This window comes from Leucobacter faecis, from assembly GCF_054456635.2.
The window spans coordinates 51,912-68,448 of sequence record NZ_JBTJEP020000010.1; the positions used below are offsets into that span (position 1 = coordinate 51,912).

The 16,537-nt window shown below is 63.6% G+C and carries 15 protein-coding genes and 1 tRNA gene; 4 read left to right on the forward strand and 12 right to left on the reverse strand.

Annotated features, from left to right (window positions below; translation table 11 throughout):
• Positions 1–27: 27 nt before the first annotated feature.
• The 3 genes from ACXR2T_RS09370 to ACXR2T_RS09380 form a co-directional block, all read right to left on the reverse strand.
• Positions 28–1,236 (reverse strand): cobalamin-independent methionine synthase II family protein, encoded by a 1,209-nt coding sequence (locus ACXR2T_RS09370; protein WP_458838469.1) that lies wholly within the window; start codon positions 1,234–1,236, stop codon positions 28–30.
• A gap of 83 nt (positions 1,237–1,319) precedes the next feature.
• Positions 1,320–3,119 (reverse strand): AMP-binding protein, encoded by a 1,800-nt coding sequence (locus ACXR2T_RS09375; RefSeq protein WP_458838470.1) that lies wholly within the window; start codon positions 3,117–3,119, stop codon positions 1,320–1,322.
• A gap of 62 nt (positions 3,120–3,181) precedes the next feature.
• Positions 3,182–3,718, reverse strand: coding sequence for an adenine phosphoribosyltransferase (locus ACXR2T_RS09380; RefSeq protein ID WP_458838471.1), 537 nt, complete (start codon positions 3,716–3,718; stop codon positions 3,182–3,184).
• Positions 3,719–3,853: 135 nt separating this feature from the next.
• On the opposite strand from ACXR2T_RS09380, the gene ACXR2T_RS09385 reads away from it, so the two are divergent.
• A tRNA-Arg gene (locus ACXR2T_RS09385) sits at positions 3,854–3,930 on the forward strand.
• A gap of 186 nt (positions 3,931–4,116) precedes the next feature.
• A complete protein-coding gene (locus tag ACXR2T_RS09390; RefSeq protein ID WP_489945517.1) occupies positions 4,117–5,901 on the forward strand; it encodes a hypothetical protein in 1,785 nt (594 codons plus the stop codon).
• Positions 5,902–6,027: 126 nt separating this feature from the next.
• Here the strand turns inward: ACXR2T_RS09390 and ACXR2T_RS09395 are convergent, their stop codons facing one another.
• Together ACXR2T_RS09395 and ACXR2T_RS09400 are read right to left on the reverse strand one after the other, a co-directional pair.
• Positions 6,028–7,452, reverse strand: a complete 1,425-nt coding sequence (locus tag ACXR2T_RS09395) for a cryptochrome/photolyase family protein (RefSeq protein ID WP_458838473.1) — start codon at positions 7,450–7,452, stop codon at positions 6,028–6,030.
• The gene (locus tag ACXR2T_RS09400) at positions 7,452–8,024 is read right to left on the reverse strand and encodes a MarR family winged helix-turn-helix transcriptional regulator (protein WP_458813297.1); all 573 of its coding nucleotides are present in this window, start codon (positions 8,022–8,024) and stop codon (positions 7,452–7,454) included. The genes ACXR2T_RS09395 and ACXR2T_RS09400 overlap by 1 nt, the downstream gene beginning before the upstream one ends.
• A 74-nt stretch (positions 8,025–8,098) precedes the next feature.
• Here ACXR2T_RS09400 and ACXR2T_RS09405 point away from each other — a divergent pair, with 74 nt between their 5' ends.
• Complete coding sequence (locus ACXR2T_RS09405) at positions 8,099–10,255, forward strand: MMPL family transporter (protein ID WP_458838474.1); 2,157 nt, start codon at positions 8,099–8,101, stop codon at positions 10,253–10,255.
• Between the two features lie 249 nt (positions 10,256–10,504).
• On the opposite strand, the gene ACXR2T_RS09410 is transcribed toward ACXR2T_RS09405, so the two are convergent.
• The 7 genes from ACXR2T_RS09410 to ACXR2T_RS09440 form a co-directional block, all read right to left on the reverse strand.
• Positions 10,505–11,335: a PhzF family phenazine biosynthesis protein gene (locus tag ACXR2T_RS09410; RefSeq protein ID WP_458838546.1), complete on the reverse strand. Its 831-nt coding sequence runs from the start codon at positions 11,333–11,335 to the stop codon at positions 10,505–10,507.
• Between the two features lie 724 nt (positions 11,336–12,059).
• Complete coding sequence (locus tag ACXR2T_RS09415; protein WP_458838475.1) at positions 12,060–12,443, reverse strand: hypothetical protein; 384 nt, start codon at positions 12,441–12,443, stop codon at positions 12,060–12,062.
• Between the two features lie 175 nt (positions 12,444–12,618).
• Positions 12,619–13,494: a phage major capsid protein gene (locus ACXR2T_RS09420; RefSeq protein ID WP_458838476.1), complete on the reverse strand. Its 876-nt coding sequence runs from the start codon at positions 13,492–13,494 to the stop codon at positions 12,619–12,621.
• 190 nt (positions 13,495–13,684) lie between these two features.
• Positions 13,685–14,176 carry a hypothetical protein gene (locus ACXR2T_RS09425; RefSeq protein ID WP_458838477.1) on the reverse strand — a complete coding sequence of 164 codons (492 nt, stop codon included), beginning with the start codon at positions 14,174–14,176 and terminating at the stop codon, positions 13,685–13,687.
• Positions 14,169–14,504, reverse strand: a complete 336-nt coding sequence (locus tag ACXR2T_RS09430; RefSeq protein ID WP_458838478.1) for a hypothetical protein — start codon at positions 14,502–14,504, stop codon at positions 14,169–14,171. Before ACXR2T_RS09430 ends, ACXR2T_RS09425 begins: the two co-directional genes overlap by 8 nt.
• 239 nt (positions 14,505–14,743) lie before the next feature.
• Positions 14,744–14,947 carry a hypothetical protein gene (locus ACXR2T_RS09435; protein WP_458838479.1) on the reverse strand — a complete coding sequence of 68 codons (204 nt, stop codon included), beginning with the start codon at positions 14,945–14,947 and terminating at the stop codon, positions 14,744–14,746.
• 62 nt (positions 14,948–15,009) lie between these two features.
• Positions 15,010–16,347: a YfjI family protein gene (locus tag ACXR2T_RS09440; protein WP_458838480.1), complete on the reverse strand. Its 1,338-nt coding sequence runs from the start codon at positions 16,345–16,347 to the stop codon at positions 15,010–15,012.
• A gap of 1 nt (position 16,348) precedes the next feature.
• Between ACXR2T_RS09440 and ACXR2T_RS09445 the strand changes: the two genes are divergently transcribed.
• Entirely contained in the window at positions 16,349–16,501 is a 153-nt protein-coding gene (locus ACXR2T_RS09445) for a hypothetical protein (protein WP_489945518.1), read from the forward strand.
• Positions 16,502–16,537: the final 36 nt, after the last annotated feature.

Sequence of the window (16,537 nt, forward strand, 5' to 3'; positions counted from 1 at the left end):
ACGGCGGCCAGCGCGCGCAGGCTCAGGCTAGATGCGCGCGGCGGCCAGGCGTGCGCCGTCGCCGAGCGAATCGAGCTTTGCCCACGCAATCTGCGGGTGCACGCGGCCGCCGAGACCACAGTCAGTCGCAGCGATCACGCGCTCCGGGCCGACCACGTTTGCGAAGCGTTCGATGCGCTGGGCGACGAGCTCGGGGTGCTCGACCAGGTTGGTGGAGTGGCTGATCACGCCGGGCACGAGCACCAGGTCATCAGGGATAATGCTCTTGTTCTCCTCCCACACCGCCCACTCGTGCTCGTGGCGAGCGTTGGCCGCCTCGAATGAAATCTGGCCGACGTTTGCACCCAGCACGGTCTTCAGAATGTGCTTCAGTTCAATGTCGGTGGTGTGCGGGCCGTGCCACGAACCCCAGCACAGGTGCAGGCGCACGAGCTCCTTCGGTAGCCCCTTGATCGCCTCGTTGATCGCGTCGATGCGAATCTGCGTGAACGCGAGGTAATCCTCCACCGACGGCTCGGGATTGATCTGGTCCCAGTTCTCGGCGAGCGAGGGGTCGTCGAGCTGCAGAATCAGCCCCGCATCGGTGACGGCCTTGTACTCTTCACGCAGCGACTCGACCCAGGCGTCAATGTGCGCCTGCTCGGTCGGGTAGAACTCGTTGTCAACGCGTGCGGCAGAGCCCGGTGCGATCGCCGTCAAGAACCCGGTCTCGCCAGGCGCAAGCGCCGCGGCGAGATTCTTCGTGTCGGCCGCGATCGCCGCCTGGCCCGTGTAGCTAATGGGGCCGGTGGTGGCAGGGAACGCGGTTGCGTTCTTGCCCGTCGAGATGCCACTCTCGGGGTCGTTGTACGCCTCGGCGAACGCTGTCCAGTCGCGGCGATCTGGGAACGACGTGAGGCGCACATTGCCGGGCTCTGAGCGCACGGGCTGCTGCGTGAAGATCGTCTGCCCGTTGAGCGAAAGTCCCGCGTTGCGCTGGAACGAGTACGCCCACCACGCGCCGTAATCGACCGCGTTCGACATTGCCTTGCCAAACTCGCCATCGCCCGGCTGCGTGATACCGGCCTCGCGCTGGCGCTCGACAACGTCGCGCACGGCCTCGGCCACGAGCGCTTCGTACTCGGGCGTCGACTTGAGGGTGAAGCCGTCGGCCTCGAACTCGCGCGCCGCATTGGCATCGATGAGGGCCTGCGTGCGGGGCAGACTGCCGGCGGTGGTGGTCTCAATCTTCGTCATGTTTCGACGCTATCGGCGGGCGCAAGATCGCTTCAAACTGCGTGTCTTCAGATGACGACATATGTCGTAGTGTGACGCGCTGACTACCCCTTCAGCCCCGGAAAATCGTCTTCGCGCCACTCTGTCGCGATGCGCTCGCCCGCTGCGTGCGCTGCAATTTCTCGCTGCCGCAGCTCGACGCGCCGGATCTTGCCCGACGCCGTTTTGGGCAGGTCGTAGAACTCTACTCGGCGCACCCGCATGTACGCGGGCAACGCTACGCGCGCGTGCGCCAGCACCGCCCGGGCAGTCTCAGCGTCTGCGGGCACTCCGGCCGCGAGCGCGACGTACGCTTTGGTGATGTTGAGCTTCGTGTCGTCGGGGGCGCCGACGACGGCGGCTTCTGCGACGAAGGGGTGCTCGATGAGCGCGCTCTCGACCTCGAACGGCGAGACCTTGAAGTCGCTCGATTTGAAGATGTCATCTGTGCGGCCCACAAACGTCAAGACACCGTTCTCGCCGCGTACCGCCACGTCACCCGTGTGGAAGTAGCCGCCCGCTGTGGCGCGCGCTGTCGCCTCGGGGTTACCGAGATACTCGGTCATGAGGTTGACGGGACGGGGCGCGGCCCCTGATCCGGAGCGAGATTCGAGGCCAGAAGCACCCGCACCGAGCGGCAGGCAGATTTCCCCCTCGCTGCCTGCACCGGTCACCGCCTCGCCCGTGAGCGGATCGATGAGCGCAATTTCGACGCCGGGCAGCGGCACGCCCATAGCGCCCGCGACGACCGGGTCGCCGGGCATGTTGCCGATGAGCGCGGTGGTTTCGGTTTGGCCGTAGCCATCGCGAATTTCGAGGCCCCACCACTCTTTGATGCGCGCGATCACCTCGGGGTTGAGCGGCTCGCCCGCCGAGACGACCTCGCGTAGTGCGCGGGGTTTCTCGGTGAGCTCGTGCTGAATGAGCATGCGCCACACCGTGGGCGGCGCGCAGAACGTGTTCACGGCCGCGCGGTCGAGCTCGGCGATGAGGTGCTGCGGGTCGAACCGGGGTGAGTTTGTGACAAAGATCGTGGCGCCCACATGCCACGGACCAAAGAAGCTCGACCAAGCGTGTTTGCCCCAGCCGGGCGCGCTGATGACGAGGTGCGTGTCGCCCGGGCGCACACCGAGCCACGACATCGTGGTGAGGTGGCCGAGCGGGTAGCTCACGTGTGAGTGCTCGACGATCTTGGGCAGGCTCGTCGTACCCGACGTGAAGTAGATGATCGCAGCGTCGGCGCTCGCCGTGCGCTTGACGACCTGCGCGTCAGACGCAGCGCGCGACTCCTCGTATCGGGCCCAGTCCCAGAGCAGCGCGCGCTGATCTTGTGTGCCGTCGTCGAGGCCCACGCCGATGCCGCGGTACTTGCCCGTCACCCCGGTCTCGCCGTTCGTCCCCACGAATTTCACCGCGTCGTTTGGCCCCGCAAACACCCACTTCACGCGGCCGCGGTCGACGCGATCGGTGAGCTCTGCCGCCCCCAGCACGATCGAGGTGGGCAGGATCACGACCCCGAGCTTCATCGCGGCGAGCATGATCTCCCACAGCTCGACGCGGTTATCGAGCATGAGCATGGCGACGTCGCCGCGGCGCAGGCCGGTGCGGGTCATCCAGTTGGCGACCTGGTCTGAGCGGCGACGCATCTCGTCGAAGGTGAGCTTCGTTTCGCGGCCGTCGCGCTCAGAGATCCACAGCGCAGTCGTGTCGTTGCCGTGCGCGAGCGCGTCAAACACGTCGTGCGCCCAGTTGAAGCTGTCCCCCACCGCGGGCCAGACGAACTCGCGCCGCGCCCCGTGAGGGTCGCCTGCGAGACTCAAAAGCTGATCTCGTGCCGCAAAGAAGGCCTGTGTCGCATCGGTCATGAGGTCTATTGTCTCGTGAGCCCGGCGTTTGGCGGGGCCGCCTCGCGGCTCAGCTCGAGAACCTAGCTCGAGAACACGGTGTGCAGCTCGCGGCCGCCGAGTGCTTCGCGGCCGCCCAACCCGTCGATCTCAAACAGCACCGCGGTGCCAGCAACCTCGTACCCCAGCTGCGCCATCAGGTCGTGCGCCGCCACGAGCGTGCCGCCCGTTGCGAGCACGTCGTCAAGAATGAGCACGCGCGCACCCGGTGCAAAGTCACCGTGAGCTTCAATAACGGCGCTGCCATACTCAAGCGAGTACTCGACGTTCACAATCGGCCTTGGCAGCTTGCCGGCCTTTCGAATAGGCATCAGCCCGGCACCACTCGCGTAGGCGGCCGCACTCGCGAAAAGAAACCCGCGTGCTTCGAGCCCGGCGATGACGTCGTAGGTGCCCGCGAACGGTGCGATCATCGCGTCTACGGTGGCGCGCAGCGCCGAACCGTCGGCGATGAGCGGGGTGATGTCGCGAAACACGATGCCCTCAGTCGGATAATCGGGGATCTCGAGGATGAGGGATTCGGCGCGGGCGAGTGCTTGCTGCGTGGTCTTTTCGGTCACGCTCAAGGATACCGCGATCTCGCGACCCGCCCGGGAGTCGCCCGTTTAGGGGGTGCGATTTTTGTTTTGCAGGGGACCCGTGTAATGTTTAACGAGTCGGCAAGCCAAGGCGAAAAGCTAAGGCAGGCAGACAGGGCGCCCGTAGCTCAGCTGGATAGAGCGTCTGACTACGGATCAGAAGGCCAGGGGTTCGAATCCCTTCGGGCGCACCACTTCAAAATCACCCGGTGAGAATTTCTCGCCGGGTGATTTTTGTTTTACAGTGCAATACCCACAAATGAATTGTGTATCCCCTTAGGTCGACCTACAATTTTCAATCGGGAGAACTTTTCGCCGAAGCAGTTGTTCGGCTTTTCATCACGCACGCTCGGTGCGATTACTCACAGGGGAATATTCGTATGCCTTCGCTTTCTATCGGCGCGCGCCGAAAACTCGCGCTGCCCGTCGCCGCGCTCGCGGCGGCGACCGCCCTCGTCGGTGCTTTCGTGCCGGCCTCGTTTGCTGATGACGGCGGGGCCGGCGCCGCGCCCGCGCCGATCAATTCGGTACCGTACGACCCGAACGGGTCTTACACATGCGTGGGCACAACCGAGTCGCTGACAGCGGACTGGAACCCAGACGACTTTACTGCGCCCCCCACGCCCAATGCCCCCCAGCCTTCAAACCCTGCGACGGTCACTGTTGGTGCCGGCGGCGAGAACCTCACGCAGCTCTTTGGCAACCGCATCACGGACCTGGAGGCAGGGCACGTTGTACCCCTCTACGCCAACCAGGGAGACAACGCCAACACGCCTGCAGCCTGTGCACTGCGCCTCGTAACGGATGCGACCTCAGGCGAGAGGACTGCCGTCGCTGAGTGGATTTACTGCACCGATCAGACAAACCCTGCTTGCGTGTCAACAGACGAGGACGGCCGCCTCAATGAGGCAGGCACGTTCCCTGGGGCACAAGAAGAACTAGAAGACGGCAATCCGCGCCTGTCCCCCGAGCAACAGCAGGTCATTAGTTACCTCATCCAGAACGATTTTGATCTGCCTCTCGTCCCAGCAGAGTACGCAGCTTGGGTTGAATCGACCATCAGCTCCCCTCAGGGCGACGGATACCGGTCTTCAAACGACAACAGCACCGATCGACAGGTGCGTCAGCTTCTCGTCTGGTGTGTGAGCGACTACGCCGGAGGCAATTACACCGCTGACCCCGGCAACAGCCGCAGACACATTCAGGGCTGGTGCAAGAGCCTCGGCCTCGAAGAGGGCGGCAGCGGTTTCAACGCGATTCTCGACATCATGAACGCAACTCCGGACGTGGCGGTCTCTTTAACCGACCCCGCAACTGGTGACGTCCAGCCCGGCGGTACGGCTTCGTTCAGCATTACAACAGCAACCCCGGGAGTCCCCGTTTCGCTAGTCGCTTCGAGCGGTACGCTCGAAATTGTTTCCCCGGCAACCGCCACGCTGAACGCGGGCGTGCTCACGTACCCAGAAGGTGAAGATACGGCAGTCGTTCGTGTCACCGGCGCCGATGCCGGGGAGCTCACTCTCTCAGCTTCCAGCACCGTCCCTCGCACGGGAAACGTCATGTGGAGCCAGTCGCCCCAGGAGATCGTCAGCCAAGACAAGTTCTGCCAGGTTTTTGCAACCACTGCGGCACTTGGCCCGGTCGTTGTTAGCGGCGAGGCCTCCGTGAAGGTCCTCGAGGAAAACGGGGCCGCCGCAGACGCAGATGCTAACGGCGCGGACGCAGACACCAACGGCGCAAACGCAGACACCAACGGCGCAAACGCAGACACCAATGGTGCAGACGCAGATGCAAACGGTGCAGACGCAGATGCAAACGGTGCAGACGCTGGTACCAACGGTGCAGACGCCGATGCCAACGGCGCAAACGCAGACACCAACGGAGCAGACGCAGACACCAACGGCGCAAACGCTGGTACCAACGGTGCAGACGCGCAAGGCAACAACGCACAGGGCGCAGCTAGCGCCAAGGCAAGCGCACAGGCAAGTGCAAGCGCTCAGGGCGGCAACGCTCAGGGTGACAACGCACAGGGTGCCGCAAACGGCGCCAAGGGAGGCCTCGCCGCGACCGGCGCAGCCTCACCGCTGATCGCTGGGACCGCAGCGCTGCTGCTGGTTGCAGCAGGCGCAGGCGCACTCGCAATGCGTCGTCGCTCAGCACGCTAACGCACACACAGAGTTGAGGGGGTGTCGGAGCAAAAGCTCCGACACCCCCTCAACTATTTTGGCACCAGTCCGCTTCACCGCTCACACCGCGCGAGGCCGTGGGTGTCAAACCTCAAGCCGTAACCCTCAGGCGTGTTTGATGCGGTCATAGCGCGCGAGCGCCGCGATGCGGCTGGTGCGTAGATCGGCCATTGGTGGCAACCCGAGTGAGTCTGCCGCCCAGCGTGATTGGTAGAGCCCCAGTGGATCAAACTTCTTGGCCTGCAGCTCGGGGTTGAAGATACGAAAGTATGGTGCCGCGTCGAGACCGCAGCCCGCCACCCACTGCCAGTTAAACGGGTTGTTGGCCTGATCTGCGTCGACGAGGGTGTCCCAGAACCACGCCTCCCCCACGCGCCAATCCACCCCGAGATTCTTGGTGAGCAGCGATGCCACGATCATGCGGGCGCGGTTGTGCATGGTGCCCGTGTGCCACAGCTCGCGCATGCCAGCGTCGACGACGCCAAACCCGGTCTCGCCACGCTGCCACGCCGAGACCACTGCTGCTTGCTCTGCCGCGGGGCGCACCACCCACGCGTGCGGGTCGAACCGTGCATCGAGGCTGACCGTGCCCATGTCTGGATTGTGGAACAGCGTGTGCCATGCAAACTCACGCCACGCAATCTCTGACAAGAATCCGCCGACGTTGGTCGCGTGCTGCGCCGCCGCGTGCCAGACCTGCCGCGAGCTGATCTCGCCCCAGCGCAGGTGCGGTGAGAGCGACGACGTGCCCTCGTTGGCGAGCGCGTCTCGTGCCTCGTCATATTCGGCGATATCGTCGCGCAAGAATTCTGCGAGGCGCGATTGCGCAGCGCGCTCGCCCGGCTGCCAGCGGTCACACAACCCGCCGGCCCAATCGGGGCGCGTGGGCAGGAGCTCCCATTCGCTCAATGGGTCGCTAACGACCGCGGGAGCGAGGGCAGGTGCAGATCCGGATCCGGATCCGGTCGCGGTGCTGGCGGGCAGCGGCGCGGGCAGCGGTTGCCGGGGCGCCGGCCTGCGCAGCACCTGCCGCCAGAACGCAGAATAGACACGGTAGGGCGTGCCCGTGTCGGTGAGAATCTCGCCTGGTTCGTGCAGCAGGCTCCCCGCGAAGGTATGCGCCGCCACACCCGCTGCCGCGATCGCTGCTTCGGCCTGGGCGTCGACCCGCCGTTCGGCACCACCGTATCGACGGTTCCAGAAAACGGCCGTCGCGCCGGTCTGCGCAGCCACTTGGGGCACCACCTGCGCCGCAGGCCCGCGCCGCAACACCAGGGGCACCCCGAGCGCGGCGAGTGAAGCTGCAAGCGATTCGATCGAGTGGTGCAGCCACCACTTACTCGCACCCCCCAGTGCGCGCACGCCCGGTGACTCTTCGTCGAGCACGAACACCCCGATGACTGACCCCTCGGCAGCGAACGCTGCGGTAAGCGCCTCGTGATCTCTCACCCGCAGGTCATCGCGAAACCATACGAGGCTTACAACAGAATCGGGGCCGACCGCCTCGGAGCCCGCCGCCCCCGGCGCCACTACCCCAGCCCCTCGGCCCAGGGCTCACCCGAGACGTCGAGCTCGCGCGCCATGTCTGTGAGGAACCGTGCAACTACTTCGCGCTCGTCGCCTGTGAGCCGCGCGGCCGCGTGAAACCTTTTCGCCTGCTGACGGCCGACGGTTTGCATCGCGGCCTCGCGAGTTTCTGGCGTGATCTCGATCGCAAAGGCGCGGCGGTCGCTCGGGTGAATCGACCGCGTGATGTGGCCGCCCCGCTCGAGCCGGTCGAGCAGTTTTGTCGTCGAGGCGGTTGAGATTTTGAGGTGGGCCGCAATGGCGCCGGGGGTAACGACCTGACCCGAGTTCGACGTCACGATGAGGTAGTGCAGCGCACGCATATCGGTGCGCCCGAGTTTCATGTATGCGAGCGAGGCCTCTGCGAGCTTCTCTTCGGCGTCGCGCAGCGCGCCGAGCGCCTGCATGATTGAGCCGATCTGTGCCATTGAGGCCGGGTCGATCCCGGTGCGGTCGATCAGCTGACTATTGGGGTCGTTGGACCCCACGTCATACAGTCCCACGGCTGGGGGCTGGGATGGATCCGGCGCAGACATGGTGCTATATTAGCCGACAGAATCTATATCCACTTAGATATTAAACAACCTGGCTAGATAAGTTGGAGAGGGTCATGAACCAACACCCCAAACACGGACGCCGCCGCTGGCTCCGCATCCTTATTCCCGCCCTGTTGATTCTGCTGTGGGTGGGCGCGGGCAGCGTGGGCGGTCCCTACTTCGGCAAGGTGAGTGAGGTGTCTTCCAACGACCAGACCACCTACTTGCCCAGCTCGGCCGACGCGACTCAGGTGCAGCAGCGCCTCGCCGACTTTCGCGACTCAGAGGCGATCCCCGCGGTCGTCGTCATCACGGGCGACGAGAAGCTCAGCGAAGCGACCCTCGAAGCGCTCTCGACGGCAGTGAACGACCTTCCAAGCACCGTACCCAATGTGTCGACCGACATCTCGCCGCTCATTCCCTCAGAAGACGGCATGGCGGCGCAGGCGTTCGTACCCATCGAGGGTAAGAACACGATTCGCGAGGCGACCACGGGCATTGGCGATGAGCTGCGCGCAGCCGCCCCCGCAGGCGTCGACGTGTATGTGACCGGCCCCGCCGGCTTCACCGCCGATCTCGTCAACGGCTTCTCGGGCATCGACGGCCTACTGCTCGGCGTCGCCCTCATCGCCGTCTTCATTATTCTCGTCGTCGTCTATCGGTCCCTCTTGCTGCCTGTCGCGGTGCTCACGACGAGCCTCATGGCCCTCACCGTCGCGCTCCTCACCAACTGGTGGCTCGCCAAATGGGGTCTCTTCATGCTCTCGGGCCAAACCCAGGGCATCCTCTTCATCCTCGTGATCGGCGCCGCCACCGACTACTCACTGCTCTACGTCTCGCGCTACCGCGAGCAGCTGCGCATCACGCAAGACCGCGGAGAGGCCACCCTGCAGGCGATCCGGGGCTCGTTTGAACCCATCTTGGCGTCGGGCGGCACGGTCATCGCGGGGCTTTTGTGCCTGCTGCTGTCTGATCTGAAGTCGAACAGCTCGCTGGGCCCGGTCGCCTCGGTGGGCATCGTGTTTGCGATGCTCGCGGCGCTCACGCTGCTGCCCGCGATCCTGTTCGCGTTTGGGCGGGCCGCGTTCTGGCCCAGGCGCCCGCACTTCGAGCCCGAGCTCGTCGCCGCAGAACACGGCATGCCCACGGGCGTGTGGGCCAGGCTCGCGGCGCTCATTCGCCGCCGCCCGCGCCCCATCTGGATCATCACCGTGCTCGTACTGCTCGTGGGTGTCGTGGGCGCGGGCCAGCTGAACGCCTCGGGCGTACCCCAGTCCGATCTCGTGCTCGGCGCGAGCGAGGCGCGCGACGGCCAGCAGGCCCTCGGCAAGCATTTTCCTGGCGGTTCTGGCAGCCCGGCGTACGTAATTACGAAGGCACCGGATCTGCAGCAGGCGGCCACCACGGTGCTCGGCGTCGCGGGCGTCGACAGCGTCACGGTGGTCGCGGCCGACTCCCCCAGCGGCACCGCCCCCGTCACGAAGGACGGCGTGCAACCGCTGGGGCCGCCCGGCACCCCCGCGCCCGAACCGACAGTCGCCGCGGGCGACGTGCTGCTGCAAGCCACCCTGAGCGACGCCGCAGATTCAGATGCGGCGGAGCAGACGGTGCGCGAGATCCGGCACGAACTTGCGGGCAGCGGGGCGCTCGTGGGCGGCGTGACCGCGACCGCGATCGACACGAATGATGCTTCGATTCACGATCGCACGCTCATTATTCCCGTCGTGCTGCTCGTAATCTTGGTGATCTTGATGCTGCTGTTGCGATCGATCGTGGCACCGCTCATTCTGATCGCCACGACCGTGTTGTCGTTTGGCACCGCGCTGGGCGTCGCAGCCCTCGTGTTCAACCACGTGTTCGACTTTCCGGGTGCAGATCCGGCCGTGCCACTCTATGGATTCGTGTTCTTGGTGGCGCTGGGCATCGACTACAACATCTTCTTGATGACGCGGGTGCGCGAAGAATCGATTGCGCACGGCACCCACGAGGGCATCTCGCGGGGCCTCGCGATCACCGGCGGCGTGATTACATCGGCCGGGCTCGTACTCGCTGCGACGTTCGCGGCGCTCGCGGTGATTCCGATCTTGTTTCTCGCGCAGATCGCCTTCATCGTGGCGTTCGGTGTACTGCTTGACACGTTCATTGTGCGCTCGCTGCTGGTGCCCGCGCTGGCGACCGATATTGGGCGCAAGGTGTGGTGGCCGTCGAAGCTCGCGCGCGGCGAACGGTAGGGCGGTTGTGGCCGTGTCGGTGTTTGCCTCCACCTACGCCTATGGTTGCGACCCGCGCCTATGGTTTCGTCGGCGTTACAGCGCACGGTTTCATAGGCGCCAGTCGAAACCATAGGCATCAGTGGACATAGCCGTGGGAGTCGAAGCTCGCGCGCGGTGAGCGGTAGGGCGACGCATTCTAGAAGTGTGCCCTGCTTGAAATAGAGCGGACATTGCGATGAGCCGCACGACCCAACCTACGCTCTAAACTCAGAGGTTCACTTCGCCCCTGACGCAGCTCGAGACCGTTCCACCGATCCAGATGCCGTCGTCTTCGACGGACACGTGCACGCGGCCCTGGTAACCAATAGCCGTCCCCTGGGCTGCAACGTACTGCCGGTCTGCGATTCCAACCGATGTCAGCCACTCGGCCAAGCCTGCGTTGAGGCTGCCCGTGACGGGGTCCTCCCAGACCGGGTCGCCACCTAGAAACGCACGCACCTCAAACTGCACGTCGCCGCCCGGCGCGTAGGGCCCGACGACACCTATCGAGAGTGAGCCGAGGTCTGCGGGATCGGGGCTCAACGCGAGCACCTCTTGCGCGCTCGAGAGCCTGACACCAATCCACTCTGGTCCGTTGACTACCCATGATGCGTCCAGGATGCGCTCCCGGGGAACACCCAATGCAGCGGCCAGCTCCTGCACGAGGGACTCCTCGACTGGCTCAAAACGCGTCAGAGGTGGGGCCAAGAACGAGAATTTCTGGCCGTCCACCCGCACCTTCACGAGCCCCGCGCCGCACTCCTGCACGACGGTGCCTGCTTGTGCCGGCACGCCACCCGCTTGAAGCCAGGCAAACGCAGACCCCAAGGTGGGGTGCCCGGCGAAAGGAAATTCTTGGCTGGCAGAGAAGATGCGCACCCGGTAGTCGGCGGCGGGGTCGGCCGGTCGCAGTAGAAACGTGGTTTCGGCGAGGTTCGTCCACTTCGCGAAGCGCTGCATCTCTTCAGTCGTTAACCCCTCGGCGCCATGAACGATCGCGAGCGGGTTGCCGAAATATGGTGTCGACGAGAACACGTCGACCTCGCTGTAGTTGCGCATGGTCACGGTAATAATTTATCGCCTGGCTGGCGACCCGTCGCCGGGCGGCGCAAACCACTCCGAATATGGCTCCTTGATTCGAACAGCGTGACGAGGCTGGGCCACGCGAAACTGAACGCGCTGCAGGCGCAACCTGGAATAGTGTCGCCACTATTCCAGGTTAATAGGGTCAACCTGGAATAGCTGTTCTCTTGTTCCCCGCGCGGCTGACCGCAAAACAACAAAGCCCCGACTTCCTTGAATTACTGGAAAGTTGGGGCTTTGTGTTTGTTGTAAATCTGGCGGAGACGGGGGGATTTGAAACCTAATCAGATCCGCTCAGACACTAGCTCCTCTTTAACTTCGTTGTTATCACGCGGCTCTTTGGTCATCTCGATCACTTCGGGGCGCGTTCAATCTCAAATGTTTGTTGTCAGAATGTTGTCACGAGACCGACTGCTGCGCGGTCACGGCAGGAACCCCAGACGCGGCAAGAGCCACCCAATCAACACGCCCACTATCCCCCACCACACGACCATTAGCGCGAGCCCACCGCTCTACCGCCTGCCGATGAAACATCACCGGCGTGAACCACGGGCGCAACCTGCCACGCGGCCGCTGATAGCCACGCTCAGCACACCATGCCGCCAACATCTCCCACGATGACCACTCCAACGCGTCAACACTCAGCAGCTCACTCGGGATGCTCTCATCTACAACAACGACGGCACGAACACGCCTACGCCTAGCCACGCCGGCCACCCTTCCACCGGGCGCGATTCGCAGTCTGAGAGCGCACCTGCTGCGGGCTCTTCACCCCAACCTCCTCGGCGTCAAGATCCAACGCAGCAAGCAAACGAGCAAGTGAGGTCTGCTGCTGCCGAAGCTCAGCCACCGCACCATTGAGCACCGGCTGCCCCTGCGACCCCGCAAGCATCACACCATCATGCTCAATAGCAGCGGCGAGAGCATCAATCGTGTCCAACGTGCGGCACGCCTCCACCAACACCTGCGAGTCATGCTCATCCCACTCATACGCGGCTTGCTGAGCCACCCAAAACGCGGCACCACGAACACCCAAATACTCGGGCGGCGGCACCGGCTCACCATCAAACTCATCAACCATCATTCAGTCCTTCCAAAAAACCGAGCTAAGGAGACACAAACACTCTTCGGCTCTCACCGGCGGGTTGGGGTGCGAGGTCGAGCCTGGCCCCGCCCCCACCTGATGTTGGGCGGTGGTGTGTCTCCCCTGGGGCTGGGGCGCAGCGGTGGTGTGTGCTGCGCCCCAGCCTCTTAGGTGGTTAGCCTTCGGGGTCGGGGATTGCCTGCGCGCTGTCGAGCTTGATGCGTACGATGGCTTTCTTCCACGGGAACCCGAACGCGATGCGTGCTTCGCCGCGTACTGCGACCTGACCACTATCGAAGTAGCGCGAGTGGTCGGTCTCGATGGTTGCTTCGTTGCGTACAACGGTGGTGATTGTTGGTGCGCTAATGCCGTACACGACACCGGGCAAGCTGGTGTTACTGACGTAGAGCGGCACACCTGCGATGGTGCGGAGCGTGGGGCTGTTCGCGTCGGGTGCGAGTAGTGGTTCGTTGGAGCCTGCCTCGCGCTTCAGCTTCGAGAGCACGGTAACAACATCTGCACCGGCGACGAATGCTGTGAGGGGCGCGCCAACCGATTCGGCCTTGATGGTCGCTTCGGTGAAGGGGTCGACGTTCTCCCATGCTGCGCCCGCTTCAACGATGGTCACCTGACTGTCGGGAATGTCGTTGAGGCCGGCGGGCTGTTTCGGGTTGAGGCTTTCCCCAGCGATGAACGCGACGTCTACCCAACGGGCGATGCTGCGTGCGATGGACTGCCCTACGATGGTCTGCGCTTCGGGTGACGCGTCGGCGGCGAACTCGCGCGAGATCTTCGTGAACCCAACAATCTTTTTGGGTTCGATAACTTCTTCGTCGAGGCCGATGTCTGAGGGCGTGAATGTTTCCCCTTCGCCGTACCATGCGGAAGTGATTTCCTGGTTGACGATGGGAATGCGGTATTCGCGCGAGTTGGTGGTGACAACGTTTGTGACTTGCATTGCGACTGACGTTTGCTGTGCGGTCGCGACGAGAAGTTCGCCGAAGTCTGCGGGGGTGAATGTTGCCGGTGTGTTGTTGTTGAAGGTAGCCATGATTTTGGCCTTCCTGCGCCGTGTGATTGTTGGCGCGCTCAAAATGATTTGTTGAGTACGGGGAGCCATGCTCTACCCGGTGCGCGCCTGGCGCAGGTGGTGTGTGCAGAAACCTGTCTGCGGGGTGTTGGTACGTCAGCGCCCGGCTGATAGTACCTGGAACGATTCTATCAGCCGGGCGTCGTGGCGGCTATCGGCGTAGTAGCGCGCCGAAGGTGGGTTGTTCGGTGCTCGGGTGGCGGCCGCCTGAACCTTGATGTCCGCCGCCTTGGAACCGCCTGATTCCGAACGTCTTTTCTCCTTCTTTCTCGAACTCGGCGAGGGCTTCGAGGTCGATGGTGCCGTCTACAAAGAATTCGGCGTAGGTTCGACCGAGAGCGGGGATAGCTTCGGCCTTGACGCGCTGCAGCTGTGAGGCGATGAGGTCTCTCTGCAGTGATTCGATGAGGGTGTCGCGTTCAGCCAGTGTGGTTTCGGCGTCTCGAAGCGCGCGCCGGTATCGTGCGGATTCGTCGCGCGCTTTTTTCACGCGCGGGTCGGTGCGGTCGTCGTCGTCCGGTGCCGTGTCATCCTGCACCGTGTCAGTGTCGATGGTCTCATCTTCGACGGATTCAGAAACAGAAACTTCTTCAACGACCTCGGTGGTGTCGTCGGCCTGTACGTCGTTCATCTGGTCAGACATGGATAGCATCCTTTCGGTTGGTGAGTGCGGAGCGCAGCCCCGCGATGGTTTGGTCGCGTCGCTCGATTGCGGCACGGTGTTGTAGGGCTTCGCCCTTGGCGACTACTACGCGATGTTCAGCGGCGGTCGCACGATTTTCGATGTCTGCGAGTTTGGAGCGCAGCACCCCGTTCTCGGTGGTCAGACGCACGACTTGTTGCCGGGCGGGGTCGAGGTCGGTCTGTAGCTTGTTGGCTTTGCGTTGCGCGTTGCGTCGGCATTCGCGCTCAGCAGCGAGCGCGTGTTTGAGTCTGGCGACGTCTTGCTCGAGATCGTTGATGCTGGTCATGTCATGCTCCTATCGTGTGGTGGCCCAGTGGCCGGCTAATGGTTTGGCGGTTGCCGCGAATTCTGCGCATGGCACGCGTACCGGGCACGCGGCGCATATGGCGCGCATCACGTCGAGGTCGCCGGGCTCGAGGTCTTGCCGGTCGGCGATAAACCTGTCGTCGCGGTGGCAGTCGGGCCGGGTTGTTTCGAGGGCGTCTTGTAGTCGCTCAAACGCTGTGTGCGCTCGAGGTGTGAGCCTCACTTGTCGGCCTCTCGAAGCAGCTGTTCGTGTGCATCACACGCATCATGCACCGCGTCCACAAGACCGCGTGCTGCGTCGAATTCGATGAACGCGATGGGTTTGCCGCCGCCTGCGTAGAACGCGAGGACGGGGCGTGTGTTGCCGTCTTTTTGTCGGAATTCGTAGGGGCGTACTTTGAGGCCGCGAAACTTGGTGTTCATGGGTTTCCTATCGTTTTGACCGTAAGGGGTGACGTTTTCACCACCCCTTACAGCCCAATGTTTTAGCCGTTTTTAGGGGTGGTGATTTCGTCACCCCTAGACGCATTGAGGGTGATTCTCAGGCCCTTCTGGCCCTGGTATTCAACCTCGGCCACTGTCACGACACCCTCCTGCTCGAGCTCCTCGAGGGCGGCATCGAAGTAGTCGCGAAGCTTCGGTGAGAGCTTTTTGCGCACTGCACTCGCACCAATGGGAGCAGCCCCAACGTGCAACAAGATCCGCTCTTTCGCTTTCGCGGTCGCGACATCGGCGGCGCGCACGTCGGTCTCGATCTCGGCGTCGCCGCGTGCGAGCGCGCGGGCCATGTTCGCGGCGTGCGCAGCGCCCCTGAGCGCGTCCAAACAGGACTGACGCACCCGGCTAGATTCGTCCATCACGTAGCCCGCTAGATGCCAGTCGTCAGAGTTCACGCCTGGCACTGGCGACTGGGCAAGCATGTTGAGCGCGGCGGCGACTTTCAGCCGGGTTAGAAGCGCGTGGCCGTCGAGCGCGTCACCTTCGCCGCGATGCCGGGCCCGGTGGTTGTCCATGACCACCTGGCGCACCTCATGGCAGACGTTCAACACCTGTTTGCCGTGTTCGTTGGCGGGCAGCGTGGGCGGCTTCCATGCCTGGAGCGCGGGCACGCTATCGGGCGCATAATCTGGCATGTCTGGATCCGCTGCACTCAACCACAGGATTCGCTGAGGTAGCCCACCTGCTGATTCGTCCCCGAGCAGCGCGCCTGACCGCTCGGGCTGCACCCCCATGAGGAGAGCTGCCCGGTAGTGGTGCGCGGGCACAATCACTGACCGCTCGCTGCTGCGGTTATTGAAGCCGAGAGTTTCACCACTCCACAGCTTGCGCAGCTCACTTGAGAGCGTCGAGCCTGAACGCCCGGCGACTGCTAGAAACGTGTCAACCTCGGGAACACTGAATAGGGCCGCGTCGGTGTGCTGCTCAAACGCGGCTGAACCGTCTTCGTGTTTCGCGGTGTGACCGTACGCTGTCGCGATTCCTTCACCTGAGCCGATGGTGATTTCTGAGAATCTGAGCGGCTGATGCCATGCACAGAATTCGCGGCCTGCTGCTTCGGCTCCACCCTTGCCCATACCAGACGGGGCGACGAGCGCGACGAATAGGTTGAGTGATGCGTACCCGCCAACGATGGGCGGTAGTACCACCTCGGGCGCTATGGTCGTAACGACGCGGGCGAGGACTACCCCGAGGGTTGCCCACGGGCTTACGAGGCGTGCGCGGGCGTGCTGCCTGATCTGCGCCAGCACTGGGAGCGCGTCCCAGAATTCATGCGGCCCGTAGGAGGGTGCCGCGTTCACTCGTTCCATTGTTTGTGAAGTCATTGTGACCACCTTCTGCAGCAAAGAAGCGCTGCTCTTCAAGTCGAAAATGCTGATCAAGGCGCGCCCGGTATTGAGCGGCGCGCTCTCGGGGGCTGAACGCTGCGAGGTAAAGCAGATCGGCTTCGTGTTCCAGGCGGCGAATCTGCTGCAGTAGCGGTTCGCGGCCCAGCGCTTCACCCATGTACACGTA